General features: G+C 44.3%; 15 protein-coding genes. 7 read left to right on the top strand and 8 right to left on the bottom strand.

Annotated features, from left to right (window positions below):
- Positions 1–113: 113 nt before the first annotated feature.
- From ACO067_RS09715 to nirB, 4 genes are all read right to left on the bottom strand, one after another.
- On the bottom strand, positions 114–782 hold the full coding sequence (locus ACO067_RS09715; RefSeq protein ID WP_421873498.1) for a response regulator transcription factor: 669 nt from the start codon (positions 780–782) through the stop codon (positions 114–116).
- Positions 775–2,547 carry a type IV pili methyl-accepting chemotaxis transducer N-terminal domain-containing protein gene (locus ACO067_RS09710; RefSeq protein ID WP_421873495.1) on the bottom strand — a complete coding sequence of 591 codons (1,773 nt, stop codon included), beginning with the start codon at positions 2,545–2,547 and terminating at the stop codon, positions 775–777. The genes ACO067_RS09715 and ACO067_RS09710 overlap by 8 nt, the downstream gene beginning before the upstream one ends.
- 80 nt (positions 2,548–2,627) lie before the next feature.
- The gene (nirD, locus tag ACO067_RS09705; protein WP_421873492.1) at positions 2,628–3,002 is read right to left on the bottom strand and encodes a nitrite reductase small subunit NirD; all 375 of its coding nucleotides are present in this window, start codon (positions 3,000–3,002) and stop codon (positions 2,628–2,630) included.
- Positions 3,003–3,021: 19 nt separating this feature from the next.
- Positions 3,022–5,511 carry a nitrite reductase large subunit NirB gene (gene nirB / locus ACO067_RS09700; protein ID WP_421873489.1) on the bottom strand — a complete coding sequence of 830 codons (2,490 nt, stop codon included), beginning with the start codon at positions 5,509–5,511 and terminating at the stop codon, positions 3,022–3,024.
- An 89-nt stretch (positions 5,512–5,600) separates the two neighbouring features.
- Here nirB and cobA point away from each other — a divergent pair, with 89 nt between their 5' ends.
- Both cobA and ACO067_RS09690 read left to right on the top strand, forming a co-directional pair.
- The gene (gene cobA / locus ACO067_RS09695) at positions 5,601–6,371 is read left to right on the top strand and encodes a uroporphyrinogen-III C-methyltransferase (protein ID WP_421873486.1); all 771 of its coding nucleotides are present in this window, start codon (positions 5,601–5,603) and stop codon (positions 6,369–6,371) included.
- A 62-nt stretch (positions 6,372–6,433) separates the two neighbouring features.
- Complete coding sequence (locus ACO067_RS09690) at positions 6,434–7,690, top strand: serine hydrolase domain-containing protein (RefSeq protein ID WP_421873483.1); 1,257 nt, start codon at positions 6,434–6,436, stop codon at positions 7,688–7,690.
- 148 nt (positions 7,691–7,838) lie between these two features.
- On the opposite strand, the gene ACO067_RS09685 is transcribed toward ACO067_RS09690, so the two are convergent.
- The gene (locus ACO067_RS09685; RefSeq protein ID WP_421873481.1) at positions 7,839–8,156 is read right to left on the bottom strand and encodes a rhodanese-like domain-containing protein; all 318 of its coding nucleotides are present in this window, start codon (positions 8,154–8,156) and stop codon (positions 7,839–7,841) included.
- A gap of 161 nt (positions 8,157–8,317) precedes the next feature.
- On the opposite strand from ACO067_RS09685, the gene ACO067_RS09680 reads away from it, so the two are divergent.
- On the top strand, positions 8,318–9,493 hold the full coding sequence (locus tag ACO067_RS09680; RefSeq protein WP_421873478.1) for a trans-sulfuration enzyme family protein: 1,176 nt from the start codon (positions 8,318–8,320) through the stop codon (positions 9,491–9,493).
- On the opposite strand, the gene ACO067_RS09675 is transcribed toward ACO067_RS09680, so the two are convergent.
- The gene (locus tag ACO067_RS09675; protein ID WP_421873475.1) at positions 9,485–11,998 is read right to left on the bottom strand and encodes a TonB-dependent receptor plug domain-containing protein; all 2,514 of its coding nucleotides are present in this window, start codon (positions 11,996–11,998) and stop codon (positions 9,485–9,487) included. The two genes, ACO067_RS09680 and ACO067_RS09675, sit on opposite strands and share 9 nt — an antisense overlap.
- A gap of 181 nt (positions 11,999–12,179) precedes the next feature.
- Between ACO067_RS09675 and ACO067_RS09670 the strand changes: the two genes are divergently transcribed.
- Positions 12,180–15,392 (top strand): S41 family peptidase, encoded by a 3,213-nt coding sequence (locus ACO067_RS09670; protein ID WP_421873471.1) that lies wholly within the window; start codon positions 12,180–12,182, stop codon positions 15,390–15,392.
- A gap of 41 nt (positions 15,393–15,433) precedes the next feature.
- Here the strand turns inward: ACO067_RS09670 and ACO067_RS09665 are convergent, their stop codons facing one another.
- On the bottom strand, positions 15,434–16,225 hold the full coding sequence (locus ACO067_RS09665) for a hypothetical protein (protein ID WP_421873468.1): 792 nt from the start codon (positions 16,223–16,225) through the stop codon (positions 15,434–15,436).
- Between the two features lie 205 nt (positions 16,226–16,430).
- Between ACO067_RS09665 and ACO067_RS09660 the strand changes: the two genes are divergently transcribed.
- Positions 16,431–17,267, top strand: coding sequence for a tail fiber protein (locus tag ACO067_RS09660; protein WP_421873465.1), 837 nt, complete (start codon positions 16,431–16,433; stop codon positions 17,265–17,267).
- A 31-nt stretch (positions 17,268–17,298) separates the two neighbouring features.
- Here ACO067_RS09660 and ACO067_RS09655 read toward each other — a convergent pair whose 3' ends face one another.
- The gene (locus tag ACO067_RS09655; RefSeq protein ID WP_421873463.1) at positions 17,299–17,490 is read right to left on the bottom strand and encodes a hypothetical protein; all 192 of its coding nucleotides are present in this window, start codon (positions 17,488–17,490) and stop codon (positions 17,299–17,301) included.
- Between the two features lie 145 nt (positions 17,491–17,635).
- On the opposite strand from ACO067_RS09655, the gene ACO067_RS09650 reads away from it, so the two are divergent.
- Positions 17,636–19,081, top strand: a complete 1,446-nt coding sequence (locus ACO067_RS09650; RefSeq protein WP_421873461.1) for a BatD family protein — start codon at positions 17,636–17,638, stop codon at positions 19,079–19,081.
- Between the two features lie 109 nt (positions 19,082–19,190).
- Positions 19,191–20,273 carry a chorismate synthase gene (aroC, locus tag ACO067_RS09645; protein WP_421873459.1) on the top strand — a complete coding sequence of 361 codons (1,083 nt, stop codon included), beginning with the start codon at positions 19,191–19,193 and terminating at the stop codon, positions 20,271–20,273.
- The last annotated feature ends 92 nt before the right edge of the window (positions 20,274–20,365 follow it).

The raw sequence follows: 20,365 nt of genomic DNA, 5'->3' as shown, positions 1-20,365 counted from the left end.
CTTAGACCTGATTTGATGCAGATCACAGAGGTGCGAACTGTAAAGTAAATGTATGCGGTTGAATCAAGACAGATAGGTCTAAATCTGTCAGGAATTCGGATCAAAATGTCTTGCTAAGTCAGCTTTTCCTTATCTACCTTTTTCAGCAGCTCAGTGATGTTGTTCACCTCCAGTTTCTTCATGATGTTGAAGCGGTGTGTTTCAATTGTGCGAATGCTTTTATCCAATTGCTCGGCTATTTCCTTATTGGATACCCCATCATAGATCAATTTCAGAATTTGTTTTTCACGCTTTGTTAAACCATAATCCTGTGCAATCATCGGTGCGACAGTGGTTTCAGCAGTCTGGCTCATTGGGCTACCCGTATTTAGAAAGGAATTGACAATGGTGGTGGAAATGTCTCCACTAAAATACTTTTGCCCATTATTCACCAGTTTCACAGCTTTGTTAAATTCGGTTTTATTGGTGTCTTTTAAGAGATAGCCATCAGCCCCAAATTGCATTGACTTCAGCACATACTCTGAGTCGTCATGCATGGTTAGCATCACAATTTTGACTTTCGGATCAGCCTGCTTGAGTTTCTGTGTGACCTCCAGGCCAGTGAGTAAAGGCATCCGAATGTCCACTACCAGCACATCGGGAGATTCTTCAGCCATTTTGTCCAAAGTCTCCTGACCGTCTGATGCTTCCCAGATTACTTCGATCTCCGGGTCATCTTCCAGTACCATTTTGATTCCATACCTGACGATCTCGTGATCATCTGCTAGTGCTACTTTAATCATTTTTGTCGAGGGATAATGTGATGAATATTCGGGTTCCTTTTCCTAGCTCAGTGTCCATTCTAAATTCTCCACCAATATAAGAAGTTCTTTCGCGCATATTAAAAATACCATGGCCGGCTTTTTCAAAATGCCCACTACGCTCTACACGACCAAAATCAAACCCTTTTCCATCATCCTCTACCGAAATATTCAAGTTATTGATGGTGTGAGCAATGCGCACAGTGATGTGGCTGGCTTTGGCATATTTGATGGCATTGTTTACCGCCTCCTGAATGATGCGGTAAAGGTTCGTTTCGATGTTGCTCTCGAGTCTGTTGATGAATTTTGTTTCATTGATAAACTTGATTTCAGGCTTGGTCACGGCATTGATCTCCTCGCAAAACTTATTGAGTGCCGGTACCAGTCCGAAATCATCCAGGCTACTGGGGGTAAGGTTAAAAGAAACTCGACGAACTTCCTGAATGATGGATTTCATCAAATCCTTCGCATCATTTAGCCGCATTTTCATCGGGGTAGATGATGGGTTAAATGATTCCAACAGTAATTTCATGGCGGAGAGCATTTGTCCTACACCGTCGTGGATTTCCCGGGAGAGACGTTTCCGCTCTTCTTCCTGACCTTCTAAAATAAGCGCAGATCGGTATTGCTGTTCCTTCACCGATTTTTCAATTCGTTCCTTGTTGATTTCTCTGGATTTCAGTTTGGCTTCTTTCAGTTGGGTGGTTTCCCGGGCGATCCATTTTATTTCTCCAGAAGTCTGCACAGGAATCAGGTAGGTCTCTAACCAGCAAAAGTCCCCGGGTTCAGTAATCAAGCGAATCTCTCCGGACCAGTTTTTTCCTTCTTCCAGTAGTTTGAGTAGTCCATTGATAAAGTCCTGCTGGTACTGGCTGGACACCAGCAGCTGACCAAAAGTGTTGGGCGGATCCTCTTCCTCATACTCCATCATCCGCAAGAATCGACTGGACAGGTAATTAAATGATCCATCCTTTCTAATGCTGGCATAAAGGGAAGGAGATTCTGGTTTTATATTGACCGCTTCCAGGTCCTGGTAGTTTCTCCCTAGTTCTTCGTAGAGCTTGGAAAGCTCTCTTGCCATGTTTTGTGAAGCTTTTTCCGATTCTGTCAGGTGCTGAACAGTAGCACGAATGGTCTTGGCCAAAGGGGCAAAAATAAAGAGCAACTCCAGGCCAATAATCAATAGTGAGATGACGAATAAGTAGAGTTCTTTTTGTTTCAGGTCTTGAACCTTTGCCTGTGCCTCAAAGTCGTATTGAAAGACAATGCGGTCCATTCCTTCCAGAAATTGTTCCTCATTATTGAGAATTACCGCCACATTTTGCGCAATTACTGACTGGTCATTGGTGCCAAATAAGTTGCTTGCAGAGCCGTAAATGGCCAGGAAATGTGGCTCGATCTCCGTGAACATTTTTTGTACGACTGCTGATGGATTTTGTGACAGGCCCAGCTCTGAGTCACCCTTTTGTAGACCTTCATGGCTCTGTTGCCACAGATCTACTGCTTTTTTCAATTCCTGGTAGTTGGAGGTACTATCGCCCTGACCTTGCTGAATCTTCAGAGCGACTTTGCTGATTTTCTGACTCAGCATGCGTTGGCGGCCAGCTACATTGATTACTCGTGCATCATCTTGTTGACTATTGATAGACGTTTGTATGAGCACCTGTGAGATAATGATGCTCAATGCGATACCGCCCAAGGCAGCAATATAGAAAAGTCCTAACCGTCTAAATCGTAACTTGGGCATGTATGAGGGTTACATCAATTGATGTGTCTACGTAAAAGTAAGTAATCTGTCGAGTTTCTAACTCAAATTATTACGTAGAATTACCCTAGACCTACGTAAACTTTTCCCTCTTCCACCTTCACCGGGTAAGTTGCCAAGGCGCATTCATTGCCATTGAGGTTCGCTCCAGACTGCAGCGAGAAAGTCTTCTTGTGAAACGGGCACGCTACTTTGGGTTCATTTCCATCTGACCCGATCATTCCTCTGGAAAGAATCATTTGCTTTTTGTGCGGGCAAAGGTTCTGTGTGGCATACCATTCATTTCGTCTGGAGAAGTTGAATATGGCGATTTGTAACCCATCCAATTCCACACACAACCCTCCATCGGTAGGAAATTGGTTGATCAGACATGCTTCACGCCATTGCTTTACTTCTTCCAGCTTCACGGTTTTATATTCAAGTGTTTGTTGGCTCATCGTTTTTGCTTTTTACAAATCAGTCCCAATCAGCGGGTTTTTTCATTTCCCGCATGGGGACAAACTGAAGGTTTGGATCATCCGCATCACTATTGGCAAAATGCCTGAATTTATTTTTCATTTCTTCATTTTCTACAGCGGCTCGCCATTCACAGTGGTATGCCGCTATTAAGGATTGCATGTCTTTTTCAAGCTCTTCGCCGATTCCCAGGCAATCATTGACCACTACTTCCCGGAGGTAATCAATACCACCTTCCAGTTTATTTAGCCATACGGCTGTGCGGTTTAGCGGCTCTGCCGTTCGGATGTAAAACATTAAGAATCGGTCGAGGTATTTGATGGCCGTTTTCTCATCCACATCTCCGGCCAGCAGCTTGGCATGCTGCGGGTTGGCTCCACCATTTCCACAGACATAAATATTATAGCCAATCTCTGTGGCGATTAACCCAAAGTCTTTGCCCTGAGCCTCGGCACATTCTCTTCTACAGCCAGATACGGCACCCTTCAGTTTGTGTGGTGAGCGCAATCCTTTGTATCGGTTTTCTATTTCTATCGCAAAACTCACCGAGTCATGAAGGCCATAGCGGCACCAGGTGGATCCAACACAGCTTTTTACAGTTCTTAAAGACTTGCCATACGCGTGACCACTTTCAAATCCAGCATCTATCAACTCTCGCCAGATTTTTGGGAGGTCGTTGAGTTTTGCACCGAACATATCAATCCGCTGACCACCAGTGATTTTCGTATACAGATCGTATTTTTTGGCTACCTGACCAATCACAATGAGTTTATCCGGGGTGATTTCTCCTCCGGGTACTCTTGGTACCACCGAGTAGCTGCCTCCTTTTTGAATGTTGGCCAGAAACCGATCGTTGGTATCCTGGATGGTGTCTTGCTTTAGAATAGGCTCGTTCCAGATACTTGCCAGCAGGGAAGCCACAGCAGGTTTGCAGGTTTCGCAACCATCGCCGCTACCATAGAGATCTAGAAGCTCATTGAATGATTTGATTTCTTTGATTTTGATCAGGCTGTACAACTCCTGGCGGGTATAGTCAAAATGGGCACAGAGGGTTTTACGCACCGTTTGTCCCATAGACTTGAGTGTGGCACTTACAATGTCGCCTACCATCGGTGAACATGCCCCACAGCCAGTTCCGGCCTTGGTACAGGTTCGGATTTCTTTCAAATCGATGATCCCGTCATCCTTTATTGCTGATACGATGGCTGCTTTGGTGACATTTTCACAGGAGCAGATCTGTGCTGAATCTGGCAGGTCACCAATGGCATTTCCCCCGCCAGCTCCCCGGGCACCTAAAATGAGATCTTCCGGGTTTGGTGGTACTGCCATCCCGTTTTGAGTAATCTGCAGGAGCATGCTGTAGTCTGAGCAATCGCCTACCAATACTCCTCCGAGTAGTTTCTTTTTATCCGCTGAGAGATTGATCCGTTTGTATACACCGGAGTTCTTGTCTTCAAAAGCGATGGGAATGGAGCCTTCCGTTTGTCCCAGGGCATCTCCGAAGCTCCCCACATCCACACCGATTAGCTTCAGTTTGGTGGACATGTCTGCACCAGTGAAGCGCTTGGTTTGTTGGCCCACCAGTTGATCTACCACCGTTTCAGCCATGTCATAGCCAGGAGCTACCAGGCCGTAAACCATTCCTTTATAATTGGCTGCCTCACCAATGGCAAAGATGTTCGGGTCATTGGTTTGCATGTGGTCGTTCACCACAAATCCTCCTCTTGGCCCAGTCTCAAGGTCGCATGTTTTGGCCAGTTCATCTCGAGATACGATTCCGCAGCTAATTACTAACATGTCCGTCTCAAGACTGGAGCCATCAGAGAATTCTAACTTATCCAACTTTCCATTCCCATGGATTTCTTTGGTGCTTTTATTGGTCAGGATTTCTATTCCAAGTGCCTCAATCTTACTTTTAAGCATATTGGATCCGGCATCATCTAGTTGTCTGGGCATGAGCCTTGGTGCAAACTCGATCACTTGCGCTTCTAAGTTCAGATCGATTAGCGCCTTGGCAGCTTCCAACCCCAGCAAACCACCTCCGAGTACCGCACCTCTTTTTACATGTTGGGCATAAGCAATGATGTGCTCCAAATCCTCGATGGTACGGTAGACAAAGACTCCTTTTTTATCTACTCCTTTAATAGGTGGTACCATCGCGCTAGATCCTGTGGCCAGAATGAGGTAATCGTAGTGCTCTCTTTCGCCCGTGTGAGTTTCAATGTACTGAGCAGAACGGTCAATCTTGGTAACTAGCTGCGAGGTTTTCAGCGCTATGCCATTTTCCTCATACCAGCTTCTGGGTGCCATGTAGAGCTTTTCAGCTGATTGATTTTCGAAGAATTCACTCAAATGAACGCGATCATAAGCTGGTATTGGCTCTTCTCCATATACTACCACGGAAATTTCTTCTCCCGAAGCTTTGGCTCTGAGCTTTTCGCAGAACTTGTATCCGACCATTCCATTACCGATGACTAGTACCTTTTTCATATGAGTCATTTTAATTTTACGTAAAACTACGTAATAATACTTAATTATTAAAAATAAAATACGTAGTTTTACATAAATTAATTACGTATATGTCTACTCTTTACTTAATTGGTGCAGGACCAGGGGATCCGGAATTAATCACGCTAAAGGCAATAAATGCTTTAAAAAGGGCTCAAGTTGTGCTTTACGACGCGTTGGCTAATCCTGAGTTACTGCAGTACTGTTCACCGAGTTGTGAGCTTGTCTACGTAGGAAAGAAGCCTGGGATCCATCAGTATCAGCAGATCTACATCAATGACATGATCGTCGATAATGGTAAGAAGTATGAACATGTAGTTAGGCTCAAAGGAGGAGACCCATTTGTGTTTGGGAGAGGGCATGAAGAACTAACCCATGCCAGACAGCACGGAATGGAGGTAGAAGTTATCCCCGGAATCTCTAGTGCTCTGGCTGTCCCGGCATTGAGTGAAATTCCTCTGACGAAACGTGGGGTCAACGAAAGTTTTTGGGTAGTCACAGGTACTACTTCTTCTCTAGAGCTTTCATCAGATTTGGCTTTGGCGGCTCAATCAAGTGCTACGGTAGTCATTTTGATGGGAATGAAACACCTGCCAAAAATTGTAGACCTTTTCATACAAGCACGTGGAGCCGAGGAGGCTATTGGAATTATTCAGAATGGGAGCCGTCCAAATGAACGATCGGTTTTCACGGAGCTAGATCACGCACTTGACAAGGTGGAAGAAAACCGACTATCATCCCCAGCAATTATTGTGATTGGTGAAGTAGTCAGATTGGGCAAACAACACGCAATGAATGCTTTGGCAACTAATTGTGCGACTAGTTATTTAAGCAACTGTTAAAAGCTGTTTAGCATATTGGTGGAGATTTTGTAGCTTGTAACTCATTTCCATCACATTTTTTTATGAAAAACTTAACCCTACTATTTCTTTTAAGTGTTTGGCTTTTTGGATGCAAGTCAGAGCCAGAACAATCGAACAGTCAAGTTATCAATCAAGACGCTATTCAAAGATTGGATGCTACTTTAAAGGCATTTGTAGAAGACTCAATAGTTGCAGGTGCATCTGCCTTGATTTATGAAAAAGGAGAAGAGGTTTACTTCAACGCTTTCGGTAATGCAGATCGGGAAGCAGGAACACCCATGGATCGAAACACGATCGCCACTATCTACTCCATGACCAAACCTATCACAGGAACTACACTGATGAGCCTTTATGAAAAAGGGGCATTTCGGCTGGAGGACTCATTGGCCAAATACCTTCCGGAGTTTTCTAACATGAAGGTAGCCATATTGGATGAGGAAGGTAACCGACAACTAACACCTGCAAATCGTCCTATATCAGTAGCCGATATTACCCGTCATACCGCCGGTTTTTCGTCCAGAGGTGATCTGGGTCTGGATACATTGAGTGGGCAGGCTGACCTGCTCAATATGGAAAATTCTCTGGCAGATATGGCAGCAGCCTTGTCCAATCTGCCTCTTGGGTATCAACCCGGCACTCGATGGGAATACGGCATTTCTGTGGATGTACAAGCACGTTTGACCGAAGTGTTGGCTGAGAAAGCTTTTGCTGATTACATGAGAGAGACGGTTTTGGAGCCACTGAACATGAATGAAACAGGTTATTATGTTCCGGAGGATAAGCGTGATCGAGTAGCTGCGATTTATTACAAGACTGATACTAGTCTCACTAGGGTTCCTGATGAGATGGTCCATACCATCAATTATGAAAAATGGCCGATGACACCAGGTGGCTGGGGACTAAAAGCGACTATTGATGATTACATGAGGTTTGCACAAATGCTGGTCAATGAAGGAACTTACAACGGCAACACTATCTTAAAACCTGAAACAGTGCGGCTCATGGCTACCAATCACCTTCCTGCTGTAGAGGATAGTCTGTGGCTACCGAGCAAGGGACAGGTTGGTTTTGGGATTGATTTTGCCGTACGAACAGAAGCACCAAAATCAGCTGATGAAAACAACGGGGTAGTTGGAGAATTCTTCTGGGACGGAGCGGCTAGCACTTTATTTTGGGTAGATCCCGTCAATGAATTAACAGCAGTGCTGTTTGTGCAGGTGTTTCCTTATCAGGGACAAGTACACAAGCAATTCAGAGATGCCGTTTATGGACCCATTGTTCTGGGGCAAGAAAAATAGTCATAGAAAAGGGACTGTCTCAAAAGCCTGAAATTGGTGTCATTCTGAATTTATTTCAGAATCTATGTAGTTGAATATCAATGCATTTTAGATCCTGAAACCAGTTCAGGATGACAAGAGCACCGCTTTTGAGACAGCCTCTTTATTTTTAGTATTTCTGCACATTCGGGTCTATTTCATCAGACCAGGCGAGGATTCCTCCCACCAGATTGTACAGGTTATCAAATCCGTGCTGCTGCTCCAGGAACTGGATGGCATTGGCGCTACGTTTGCCACTTCTGCAGTGTACCACCACTTTCTTATCCTTGGCTATTTTATCAGCATTGTCGGGAACGGTAGCAAGCGGGATTAGCTCCCCACCGATCTCTGCTACCTCATATTCGTTTGGCTCGCGTACATCTATCAGTTGAAAATCTTCTCCACTATCCATCAGGTCTTTCAACTCTGTTACACTCATTTCTTTCATGTCTCCGTCGTAATTAATTGTTCTTAGTTCGATATTAAGTTCTCAGATGCCATCACTAAAGTGAACAGGATGTTTTTATCATCACATTACTGCTTTAGTTTTGGCAAACAACTTTCGAATCCACGCGGTGATTCTCCATTGAAGCCTTAAAGATAAATGCCATGAGCGACAAAAAGTTCGAAACTGCTGCAATAAGACATCAAATTGAGCGATCTGGTCAAAAAGAGCACTCTGTGCCGATCTATGCCACATCAAGCTTCATGTTTGATGATGCAGAGGACGCCCGCTCATTATTTGCAGAGGAGAAGGAAGGGAATATTTACTCTCGCTATTCCAATCCCAATAACGACGAGTTCATAGAAAAGCTCTGCTTGCTGGAAGGAGGAGAAACCGGCATGGCGATGGCTTCAGGAATGGCTGCCATGTTCACCAGCATGGCTGCATTTTTAAGTAGTGGAGATCACGTGGTAGCTTCCCGGTCATTGTTTGGGTCTACCCATCAGATTCTAACCAAACTGCTGCCAAGGTGGGGAATTACACATACTTACGTCGATATTTTGGATGAAGCAGGTTGGGAAAATGCCATTACACCAAAAACGAAAATGATTTTCCTGGAGACGCCAAGCAACCCTGCACTTGACCTGATCGATCTGGAGAGAATTTGCCAACTGGCTAAATCCAAGGGAATCATTGTCAACGTAGACAACTGCTTTGCTACTCCTTATTTACAAAACCCGATCAAATGGGGTGCAGATATCGTGACACATTCGGCCACCAAGTTTATCGATGGTCAAGGTAGAGTATGTGGAGGTGCCATTGTGACTTCTGAAGACTTGTTTCCGGAAATCAAATTCATGGCTCGGCATACCGGACCATCCATGTCACCTTTTCACGGATGGATTCTATCCAAAAGTCTGGAAACACTAGCCGTGCGCATGGAAAAACATTGTGATAATGCATTGAAACTGGCTACACACCTTGAGGGACACGGAGCATTGAAACAGGTTCGGTATCCATTTTTGCCTTCCTTTTCCCAATATGAGCTCGCCAAAAAGCAAATGCGATTAGGAGGAGGGATCGTCACGTTCGAACTAAAAGGTGGGATCGATCAGGGTAGAAAGTTTTTGGATGCATTGCAGATGATCTCCTTGTCTGCTAACCTGGGGGATACTCGTACTATTGCTACACATCCGGCATCTACCACTCACAGCAAACTTTCCGAAGAAGAGAGACAGGCAGTGGGCATTACACCGGGTTTAGTGCGCGTATCAGTTGGCTTGGAGCACCTGGACGATATCATCTCCGATATTGAACAGGCTCTGGATCAATCAAAATAGGCTGAGTTTTAAACCAAGTACAAAAGATCTATAACTATACAGTTGGTTGGCAGAATCAAATCCGGGAAGTTTTGGATCAACACCAGCTGTTCGGCTGGCGTCCAGACCATAGTCTCTCTTGGAGAGCTTGTAGTCAGGATTGTCCCCTGAATACTTGGTGAAGGTAAGCAGGTTATTCCCTGCAAAGTAAATCTGTGCCTGACTTAGCAATCCGTCAGGCTTAGTGCTCAGGTTGTAAGCCAGTTGGAAATAGGATATTCGTACAAAAGAGGCCTTCTGCACGAAGTGATCCACCACCATCCGATCACTTATTGGAGCTATTTCATCATAGCTCTCCAGGAAATTACTGTAGGACCAGGACAGGTTTGGCTGATACATCACGGCAGTTTCGTTCACTAATGAATGCCCAAAAGCACCACTGACCAGAAATGAAGCAGTTAATTTTTGATAGTGGAAAGAGTTGTACCACCCCAAGGTGACTTTGGGAAGTGCCTGGCCGACCACCTGCAAATCTTCAAAGTAAATGCTCCCATCGCCATTTTGATCAACCATGATCCACGACTGTCCCTGTGTATCGATACCATTGGTTTGAATGGCCGTGATGGTTCCAAAAGGTTGATTTTCATAAAACGATATGACAGATGGACTAGCAAAGCCTGCATTGAAAACGAGTCCATATCGCGTACTGTCCAGATTTGTATTCAAATCACCACTGAGGCTTTTCCATTCTGAGCTAAACGTAGTGGTGACTAGTTGTGATTGCCATTTGACATCACCAATTTCCTGGGAGTAATCAATGGTCAGTTCCAGTCCCCGATTAGCAAGTTTGGCTGCATTGGCATGGACCAGTGCGAATTCTTCTCCATTGTCATAGATCTGCTCCCAAATCATATCTGAGGCAATTTTCCAATACCACAGTGCACCAACTCCAAGACGTCCATCAGCAGATCTCCAATCCAATCCGATATCGGTGTTTTTCACTACCTCACTACGGAGGTTCGGGTTGGCAAATTGCTCCTGACCAAAGTCTCCAATCCGCTCTGCAGACCAGCCCTGTTGGTAGGGTGTCATTCCTGTCTTCCCATGCCCGATGGTAAAGTAATTGGTGCCACCAAAACCCAGAAAGTTAGATATGTCGAGTCTACTGTTTAACCAGGGAAAATGAGTAAAACCAGCTTCATCTCCCAGTGCGGAAGAGGATTCCAACCGATCCCCAATGCTTACGTGCCACTGGTCTTTGAAGTTGAAGTCTGCGGAAACTGCTCCACCAAGGAGTACTACCTGACCTTTTTCAGTGGCTGTATTTATCTGGCTCTGCGATCCGGTGATGAACGTTTGAACCGTTTTGTTTTCAAATTTGTAAATGTGATTGTCCAACTGCAGCGCTGGTGATATCGACCAGTCACCAGATTGCAAATCATATTCAAATCGACCTCCCAGTTGTTGATGATTGATTGAATAATCATTTTGATAGAGCGTGCCTCCTCTAAACCTCAATCTATCGTCATAGGTTTCATCCAGGCTTTGCTCCTGATGAGAGTTACTGGCGTACAATTGGAGTTGTGCAAGGCCTATATTACTGGTTAATCTGACGAGGTTCAGATGATTGGTTTGAGTAGTTTTCTTATCACTCAACCCGATGATGGCTGAAGGATTGAAATAGTCAAATGCCTGTGGCTGATAGTAATCACCGGATTCAAAAAAGATGGGCATAGTTGGATTAGCAGCGATAGCAAAGCGGCTAACCTCAGTAAATCCGGGATTGGAGGTTTGATTGTTTACTGCTCCGGTATATTCTACTTGAAGTAATTCAGATCCGGTCCATTTTAAATTCACCAACCCATTCACCCGGTCATAGTCGGTCTCCTTCTGAATGCCCTGTACATTGCGGTAATTGAGACCCACCCGATAGTTGAAGGAAGATATCCTCTGTCCAAATGATAGGTTGTTCACATGAGAAAATGCCGGTCTGGTAGTCTCTTCCAACCAGACGGTGGTGGAGCCCAGGTCGCTCCCGCCGAGTGACCTGTATGACGGAGCATCCAGTACTTTTTGTTTGTAGATCTTGGTGTCAACTGCTGCAAATCCATGGTAGCTGATTTGAAAGTTTTCAGAAGCCTGTTTTGTGGTGATTTCAATGACACCAGACCCTCCCTGCATCCCGAACCGGGAAGTTTCGCTTCCGCTTAAAATTCTGATTTTTCCAATCTCATTTGGATCAATAAAATCCCATGAGGGCACAACAAGGCCATTCACTAAAATCAAAGGATTCGTCCGACCAGAAAAGGTATTCGTACCTCTTAGCCTCAGATCGTATGGGTCGAATTCTGCGGTGTTCTGCTTAGCTACCAATAGTCCCGGTACCAGGCCCTGGATCAAGTCTGCGGGATGCTGAATGTTTCCGGTAAGAAAGGTCGAATCCACCAGTGCATCTTTCTCCTTAGGTTGTGCAATACCAATATGAAGTATGCAGATCAGGCACACCATAGCTATGAGTTTCATCATTTCAGGGTTTTAGGTAGTATGAAAGATAGTCAAAATAGCCGTTACATACACCGCATGCGTGGACTCGAAAATGCCGTTGATCTAAGAATGCTTGCGTCAATCAAGTTGTGCTTCAGCTCTTTAGAACAAATGCTATAATTTACTGTTGATTTTATTCAGATAAACTAACCCCTTTTTGCCTATGAAACTCGGAAAAATCCTACTCCTTGTCACCGCTTTGTATTCACTTCCCACAAGCGCTCAGCCACTGGTGCTCATGCCAGACCTCAGTCCGGATGGAAGTCAAATTGCGTTTTCTTACCAGGGTGATATTTGGACGGTCCCGGTAGCTGGTGGTCGTGCAGACCGACTGACCTTGCACGAAGCTTATGAAACCAATCCAAAATGGAGCGCTGATGGAAGTCAGATAGCTTTTCAGAGTGATCGATATGGCAACAACGATTTGTTTTTGATGAAAGCGGGAGGTGGCGTGCCGGAGCGACTTACCTTTCATTCGTCTTCAGATGGATTGTATGATTTTACAGCTGATGGAGATTTGATCTTCTTAACCAGACGTTTGTATGCGCAGGTAGAGCGAGAATGGGAGATCCAAAAAGTATCAATAGAAGGCGGTACACCTACTCTGTTGATCGATGCGCTTGGCCTGGACCCAGTGGTGTCGCCAGACGGCTCCAAAGTGGCCTTTGTTCGGGGTACCTGTCGGGTTGCTCGTGAAGCATATCAAGGTCCTGCCAATCGTGACGTATGGATGTATGATTTCAATACCGGTGAGTATACCCAGCTTACGGATTTCGATGGCAATGACCACAGCCCACAGTGGAAAGACAATAACACCCTGCTTTACATTACTTCTGAGAGTGGTAAGTACAACATTCATGAAATGCCACTTGGAGGTTCAACAACTCAATTGACCAATGAAGAAGAGTTTGGGGTCAATAGCTTCAGTGTTGCTGAAAATGGAGTAATCGTTTATCAGACTGGCGATCAAGTGAAAGTGATGTCAGGAGGTACTACCTCCGCGATCAGTATTGACGTTTCTTCGGATTTGAGATTTGATGAAGAGGTATCCAAAACCATCTCGAATAACCTGGAAGGTTATGCCATTTCTCCCAATGGAAAGTATGCAGCTTACATCACGAGAGGTGAAGTGTTTGTCAGAATGACAGACAAGGAATTTAATCGTAGTGTACGTGTTACGGATACTCCAGCCAGAGAGCGAGAGGTGGTTTGGCTGAATGATGAGACACTGTTGTTTACCTCCGATAGAGCAGGTCAGTACGATCTTTATACAGCGTACTCGACTGACGCCTCAGAAAAAGATATTTTCAAATCACTTAAGCATGGTGTGAAGCGAATTACCAATACGCCAGAAGATGAATCCAGTCTGGTCATGAGTCCTGACTTGAAAAAGCTGGCCTATCAGCAGAATAGAGGTAAATTATTGGTTACAGACATCTCCTCTTCCGGTAATTTGTCCAATCAAAAAGTGCTGCAAGACGGCTGGGATTCTCCAGGTGGCGTAGCCTGGTCTCCAGATAGTAAATGGCTGGCATATTCTATGTCAGACCTGAACTTCAATGATGAAATCTACATCCATGCGGCTGATAATTCTTCCAAGCCTGTCAATGTCTCGATGCACCCTAAGCGTGACAGTAATCCAGTTTGGAGCAGGGATGGTAGTAAGTTGGGGTTCCTATCCTCACGCAACAATGGAGATGCGGATATTTGGTTTGTTTGGTTGAAAAAGGAAGACTGGGAAAAGACAAGGTTGCAACGAGATTGGTATCCTGAAGATGACAAAAAGGACAAGCCAAAGACAGACGCTGACAGTAAGGACAAAAAAGGGAAAGACAAGGGAGAAGATAAGTCAGATGAAGTAGAGCCAATCGTAATTGATTTTGAGAAAATATATGAACGGTTAAGCCAGGTAACTTCCTATGCTGGCAATGAGTCCGATTTTGCTTTTGACAAGAAGGGAGAATTCATTTATTATACCCTTGGTTCTGCGGGACGGCAAGATTATGAAGTAGAGCGTAATCTATTCAAGATCAAATGGGACGGCTCAGAGAATAAAGAATTGGCTGGAGGAGACATCCGGCCGTATAGGTTCACTCTCGATGCTGATGGTAAGTACATTTACATGATCACCAGGGGAGGAAAGCTAGAGCGGGTAAAAACTAATGATGATAAAAAAGAGACGCTTTCTACCTCATCCAAGCTCATGGTCAACTATACTGCTGAGCTTGAGCAGTTATTTGAAGAGGGTTGGAGAGCACTTGATCAGGGTTTTTATGATCCAAATTTTCATGGAAGAGATTGGGCCGCCTTGAAAGCCAAATACAAACCACTAGCCTTAAAAGCCAGTACCAAAGAGGATTTTGAAGATATTTATAACCTGATGCTGGGCCAATTGAATGCAAGCCACATGGGCTATCGCTCTGGTGAGAACCAGAAGGAGACTCAACGTCAGCGCACTGGTTTATTAGGAGTTTCTGGTGTAAATGTGGATGGAGGATTTCAAGTAAATAAGATTTTGACTAATTCTCCAGCGGACCGAGCTGAGAGCAAGCTGATGGTGGGTGATGTGATCAAGTCAGTGAATCAGGTGCCCGTTACTGCCAGCACCAATTTTTATTCTCTATTGGTCGATGAGAATGATAACCCAATATTGCTTGAAGTTGCTCGGTCTGGCCAAACGAAAGAAGTGGTGATTTGGCCTTCAAATAGTTTGTATAGGGAGCTGTATGACGATTGGGTGGAAACCAGAAGAAAGCTGGTTGATGAGTACTCCAGAGGCAAGCTAGGATATCTGCACATTCAGGGAATGAACTGGAGCAGTTTTGAGCGGTTTGAGCGTGAGCTAATGGCTGCTGGTTACGAAAAAGAAGGTATTGTGATCGATGTGCGTTACAATGGCGGTGGATGGACTACTGATTATTTGATGGCTGTACTGAGTGTGCGTCAACATGCCTATACCGTACCTAGAGGAGCTACAGATAATCTGCAAGAAAACCACTTGAAGTTTAAGGAGACTTATCCATTTGCAGAGCGACTTCCACTGGCATCCTGGACCAAACCATCAATAGCCTTGTGTAATGAGAACAGTTACTCCAATGCCGAGATCTTCTCACATGCTTATAAGACCTTAGATTTAGGTACTTTGGTTGGTCAGCCCACATTTGGAGCCGTAATATCTACCGGAGGGTATGGTCTAATAGATGGCTCTTATGTGCGGATGCCTTTCAGAGCATGGTATGTGAAGGCCACGGAAGAAAACATGGAACATGGCCCTGCGGTACCGGATATTTTGGTGGAGAATCCACCGGCATATAAAGCCAATAATGTGGATCCTCAGTTGAAACGTGCTGTGGAGGAGTTGTTAGGTCAGTTATAATCCGATTGGACTAAAATGGTTCTTGGAGGATGATGAAGTGATTATTTTATTTTGGTCCATGCTCCCCAGGAACCATTTTTTCTTCTAAACCAAATATCTCCTCTACCTCCATTGGTCGAGGTATTGGTAATACATAGTTGGTCGATGATGGATCCATTGGAAGTTACGATCATAGTGTAGAAATCATCCTGGTTGGGCTGGTTACTAGCAAATGAACCTCCTGCAAAGTAGATTCCTGCATCTGTATAGTTATTGAAGTCTGTAAGTACTGCACCTTCTTCTGCTTTTCTATTGTCTAGTGCAGTTATGTTGGAATATCTTGCTGCGTCAGTCCCAACAGTTGGGCTTGCGAGATTGGTAATTTTGTTTGAGTTCATGGAGAGATTACCTGTCAGTGTACCACCAGAAAGATTCAATTTTTCATCTAATTGACCTTTGTTTACCGCATCGGCAGTATTGGTGCCGTTACCAACATTAGTGACCTTATTTGAGGACATATTTAAATTACCCGTCAATGTACCTCCTGTTAAGTTAAGCTTCAGGTCCAATTCGGGTTGCGTGATGAGTCTTAACCACTCACTTCCACTGTAGTAGTAGAATGCGTCTACAGTCTTGTCATATACGATGAGCCCTTCAGAAACAGCGCTAATCTGATTCCTTTGTGTGGTGGTTACCCGAGGTACGAGAATCCCTTTGTTATTTGATTCAACTTCCAGAATGGCGTCAGAGGCAACACTCACCGTACCAATACCTACTCCATCACTTGATGTTTGGCCAATCAAAGTGTGTATGCCTACGATAAAACAGAATATATAAGGGGCGATAAACTTCATTTTTATACTATTCTTACTTAAAGGTGGTGGCGAAAATACCTTGATGAGTAGTTATTTGCAACCAGAGAATCCTTTTCAAGTACTTCAATTCGACTTGTTGAGGATGTATTGTCAGGTTGCTTTTGATCAGGATAGTGCATTTTTGTTCAATCAGACATAGCAAGTAACGTTATTGAGATTATATTTAATTCAAAAACCATATGCTATGTGCTCATTTAGATATTTGCTGTCGACCTTCATTCTAGTCGGGTCGACTTCTGTACTGCATGCCCAGGATGGAGTAGGTGTAGGAACTACATCTCTGGAGCCTGACGCGATTTTTCAAGTAGAAACTCCTGGCAATAAGGGAATGCTTGTGCCCCGAGTTACGACTGCTCAACGTGACCCTGGAGGTACCAAGTGGGCCACTACTGATGGGATCATCGTCTATGACACAGACATTAAGTCTTTGTATTACTTTGATGGTAGCAACTGGCACATGGTTGGCTCTCCCTCAGGAACGATTGTAATGTGGTCTGGGTCTACCGTTCCAGAAGGATGGAAGCTATGTGACGGCACCAATAGCACTCCTAATCTTTCCGGTCGATTTGTCGTGGGCTATGATGCATCGATTGAAGAGTATAATAATCCTGGAGATTTCAGTATAGGAGGTACCACCGGTGGAAACACTGGTGGTCAGGATAGCGTGAGATTATTGACCAGCGAAATGCCAGGGCATACTCATGTCATCAATAACGACACTCACAATCATTCAGGAAGCGCACAATACGGAGGGGGACATTCTCACCCGATTGAATGGACCAATGATGAAAGGCCGATGAAAGATACAGGCAGCAATGAGCCAGACCGAAGTAACAGTGGGAGCGCGGCTAAGGATGGAGGTCCGGCATATGCTTCTATTCCAAGCAATACAGGCCAACACTCACACACGTTATCCATTAACAACGACACCCACAATCACACGATGCAGAGTACTGGTGGAGGAGCCAAACATGAAAACAGGCCACCCTATTATGTGTTGGCATACATTATGAAGAAATAAAAAAGGCCTCCAATTGGAGGCCTTTCAGTTTTTAAGCTAATGCTGTTTTAAAGCATTTATTCAATATGGATTCGTAGATTTGACCGAATTGATCGTAGCACCAGTCCCGTAAGGTCCTTATTTCTTCCGGAACGAGAGACTTAATAGCTTTCTTCAGCTCTTTCTCGAAGAGCCACCGGTCAAAACTCACTTTTGATAGGATGGTTTTGAAATACTCTAACATAAATCTAAAATTTTGTTAAAGGGTTAACTAATGATGTAAATTTGACGTTTTCCTTTTGAAAACGTAGTTATGGAAAAGTTAAGCAATTTTTAGCTTTTCATCTAATTTTACGACTACTATTTGCAATCGTTTTCAGGCATAACTTATGATTAATACGAGGGTTTTTGGGTTAGGTTGTTTTTTTGTGTTAGTTCTTCTATCGGGAGCTTATGGCCAGGATAAAAAAATAGAAATAGGAAGCACTGATATTGCTGTAAATCAATACTTTAAAGTAACGCTCACCGTAGAAAACGAGCGGTTAAAAAACTATAGCCCATTTCCAGATATCGAGGGTTTTGTGAAGCGGGGTACGTCCTCATCGTCATCCACCAGTTTCATCAATGGGCGCATGACTTCTTCACAAAGCATTACTCAAAACTATCAGCCGACACGCGAAGGAAGTTTCAATATTCCAGGCTTCTCCATGGAGGTCAATGGCGAGCAGATTTCCGTTTCTGGATTTACTATCAAAGTAGGCCCTGCACAGCAACAACAGAGGCGATCAAATGATCCATTTGGTAGTCCGTTCGATATGTTCAGAGATCGTGAGGAGCAGCCAACAGAGTTTATCGATGTGGAAGCAGATGCTTTCCTGGCGCTTACTACAGATAAGTCTGATGTGTTTGTGGGTGAAGGGTTCACTACCACACTGGCATTTTATGTCGCAGAGACGAATCGGGCTGATATGCGCTTTTATGATTTGGGCAAGCAAATCACTGACATTGTCAAAGAGATCAAACCGTCCAGTTGCTGGGAGGAAAACTTTAATATTGACAATATCAACGGACAACCGGTCACCATCAATAACCGGGCGTATACCCAGTACAAAATCTATCAAGCCACCTTCTATCCACTGAATGTCGAGGATATTTCGTTTCCATCAGTAGGCCTGAAACTAATCAAATACAAAGTGGCTAAGAACCCATCATTTTTTGGTCGAAACCGGATGGAGGATTATGAGACCTTTTATTCCAAACCCAAGAAAGTGGAAGTACGCGAACTGCCGCCGCATCCGCTAAAGGAACGTGTTGCTGTAGGAGATTATCGACTCGCCGAAAAAATCAATTCACTAGAGCTCCAAACCGGAGAGAGTTTTAACTACACCTTCAATGTGATAGGAGAAGGAAACATCAGCGCTATGGAAGAACCGGTTGTACCAACTACTGATGCATTTGATTTCTATGCGCCAAATGTGAAGCAGGATATCACCCGATCTTCAGGTAGGGTCACTGGTACCAAGAGCTTCAACTACTACGGCATTCCTAATGAACCAGGTACTTATGAGCTTGGGGACTATTTTCAATGGGTGTTTTTCAATCCAGATGATGAAAAATACGATACGCTCAGGTCCAACCAAACTCTGGTTGTCACTGGTGAAAGCCGTAAGAACCAATACATCCTATCCAATGACATGGGCTCATTCTATGATGGAATAGAGTTCAAAGACAACAAACTCGTAGGGATGAATGAGAGCTCATGGATGCGGATTTTTACTAATATCTTCATAGTGATGATGCTTGGTTTGACAGCATATATGGTATTTAAAAAGTAGAACGACCAAATTTTCTACTTCTCAAGTGACCTAAAAACCTTCAATTCTTATCACATCGCAAGCAAATGCGAATATCTTTGCTGCCGCTTGACGATAAGTAACGAGTAGAATGGGAAACATTTACGGAAAGATCTTTAGCATTACCACATTTGGGGAGTCTCATGGAGCTGCGATAGGCGTCACCATCAATGGATGCCCTGCCGGCATCCCGATAGACATGGAGTTTATTCAAAATGAACTCGCCAGACGTAAGCCCGGACAATCAAAAATCACCACACAGCGCAAGGAAGAGGATCAGGTTGAAATATTAAGTGGAGTATTTGAAGGAAAGACAACTGGTACGCCAATTGGTATGGTGATCCGAAACAAAGACCAAAAGAGTAAGGACTATAGTCACATTGCGGAAAAGTTTCGTCCATCTCATGCAGATTATACTTATGAGACCAAGTATGGTATTCGCGATTATCGAGGAGGCGGGAGAAGCTCTGCCCGAGAAACTGCGGCTCGGGTAGCTGCTGGAGCAATTGCCAAACTGATGCTCAGAGAATTTGGCATTTCTTTCCATGCCTATGTTTCGCAAGTAGGAGAACTCGCACTGAATAAGCCCTATACTGATTTAGACCTTTCTCAAACAGAATCCAATGATGTGAGATGCCCGGACCCTGAGATGGCTCAACAGATGTTCGATTATATTGATAAAGTGCGTAAAGATCAGGATACGGTAGGTGGGGTCGTTACAGGCGTGATTACCGGTGTGCCAGCAGGACTTGGCGAACCAGCTTTTGATAAGTTGCATGCAGAACTTGGTAAAGCCATGCTTAGCATCAATGCAGTAAAAGGTTTTGAATACGGCAGTGGATTCGAAGGCATCAGGATGCGTGGCTCAGAACACAACGATGCTTTCTACACAGAAGACGGACTAGTCAAAACAAGGACCAACTACTCCGGTGGTATTCAAGGAGGGATCTCCAATGGTCAGGACATTTACTTCAATGTGGCTTTTAAACCAGTAGCCACCATCATGCAGGATCAAGAAAGTATCGATAAGCATGGCAATACGGCCACAGTTTCAGGTAAAGGTCGGCATGATCCCTGTGTGGTTCCTCGGGCAGTACCCATCGTAGAGGCCATGTCGGCTCTGGTAATAGCTGATTTCCTCCTGATCGCCCGGACTAATAAGCTTTCACAATAACTTTTTGGCTGATGTTTGCTTGAGGTGTGACATTTGTAAACTGAATCTGCTGTTTACAAAATCAATCTCTTCTAATCAAGTAAGCATCGAGT

The sequence above is a fragment of the Marinoscillum sp. genome (genome assembly GCF_965229915.1).
GTDB lineage: Bacteria > Bacteroidota > Bacteroidia > Cytophagales > Cyclobacteriaceae > Marinoscillum.
Note: the sequence above shows the minus strand (reverse complement) of the source record. Positions and strands in the feature narration are given on the sequence as shown.

Bases quoted from the DNA above. Each gene is read 5' to 3' on its own strand.
- ACO067_RS09660 (WP_421873465.1), top strand. From the start codon at position 16,431: ATGTGCTCATTTAGATATTTGCTGTCGACCTTCATTCTAGTCGGGTCG.
- ACO067_RS09710 (WP_421873495.1), bottom strand. From the start codon at position 2,547: ATGCCCAAGTTACGATTTAGACGGTTAGGACTTTTCTATATTGCTGCC.
- ACO067_RS09670 (WP_421873471.1), top strand. From the start codon at position 12,180: ATGAAACTCGGAAAAATCCTACTCCTTGTCACCGCTTTGTATTCACTT.
- ACO067_RS09650 (WP_421873461.1), top strand. From the start codon at position 17,636: ATGATTAATACGAGGGTTTTTGGGTTAGGTTGTTTTTTTGTGTTAGTT.
- ACO067_RS09685 (WP_421873481.1), bottom strand. From the start codon at position 8,156: ATGAAAGAAATGAGTGTAACAGAGTTGAAAGACCTGATGGATAGTGGA.
- ACO067_RS09655 (WP_421873463.1), bottom strand. From the start codon at position 17,490: ATGTTAGAGTATTTCAAAACCATCCTATCAAAAGTGAGTTTTGACCGG.
- ACO067_RS09715 (WP_421873498.1), bottom strand. From the start codon at position 782: ATGATTAAAGTAGCACTAGCAGATGATCACGAGATCGTCAGGTATGGA.
- aroC (WP_421873459.1), top strand. From the start codon at position 19,191: ATGGGAAACATTTACGGAAAGATCTTTAGCATTACCACATTTGGGGAG.
- ACO067_RS09690 (WP_421873483.1), top strand. From the start codon at position 6,434: ATGAAAAACTTAACCCTACTATTTCTTTTAAGTGTTTGGCTTTTTGGA.
- ACO067_RS09665 (WP_421873468.1), bottom strand. From the start codon at position 16,225: ATGAAGTTTATCGCCCCTTATATATTCTGTTTTATCGTAGGCATACAC.
- nirB (WP_421873489.1), bottom strand. From the start codon at position 5,511: ATGAAAAAGGTACTAGTCATCGGTAATGGAATGGTCGGATACAAGTTC.
- ACO067_RS09680 (WP_421873478.1), top strand. From the start codon at position 8,318: ATGAGCGACAAAAAGTTCGAAACTGCTGCAATAAGACATCAAATTGAG.
- ACO067_RS09675 (WP_421873475.1), bottom strand. From the start codon at position 11,998: ATGATGAAACTCATAGCTATGGTGTGCCTGATCTGCATACTTCATATT.
- nirD (WP_421873492.1), bottom strand. From the start codon at position 3,002: ATGAGCCAACAAACACTTGAATATAAAACCGTGAAGCTGGAAGAAGTA.
- cobA (WP_421873486.1), top strand. From the start codon at position 5,601: ATGTCTACTCTTTACTTAATTGGTGCAGGACCAGGGGATCCGGAATTA.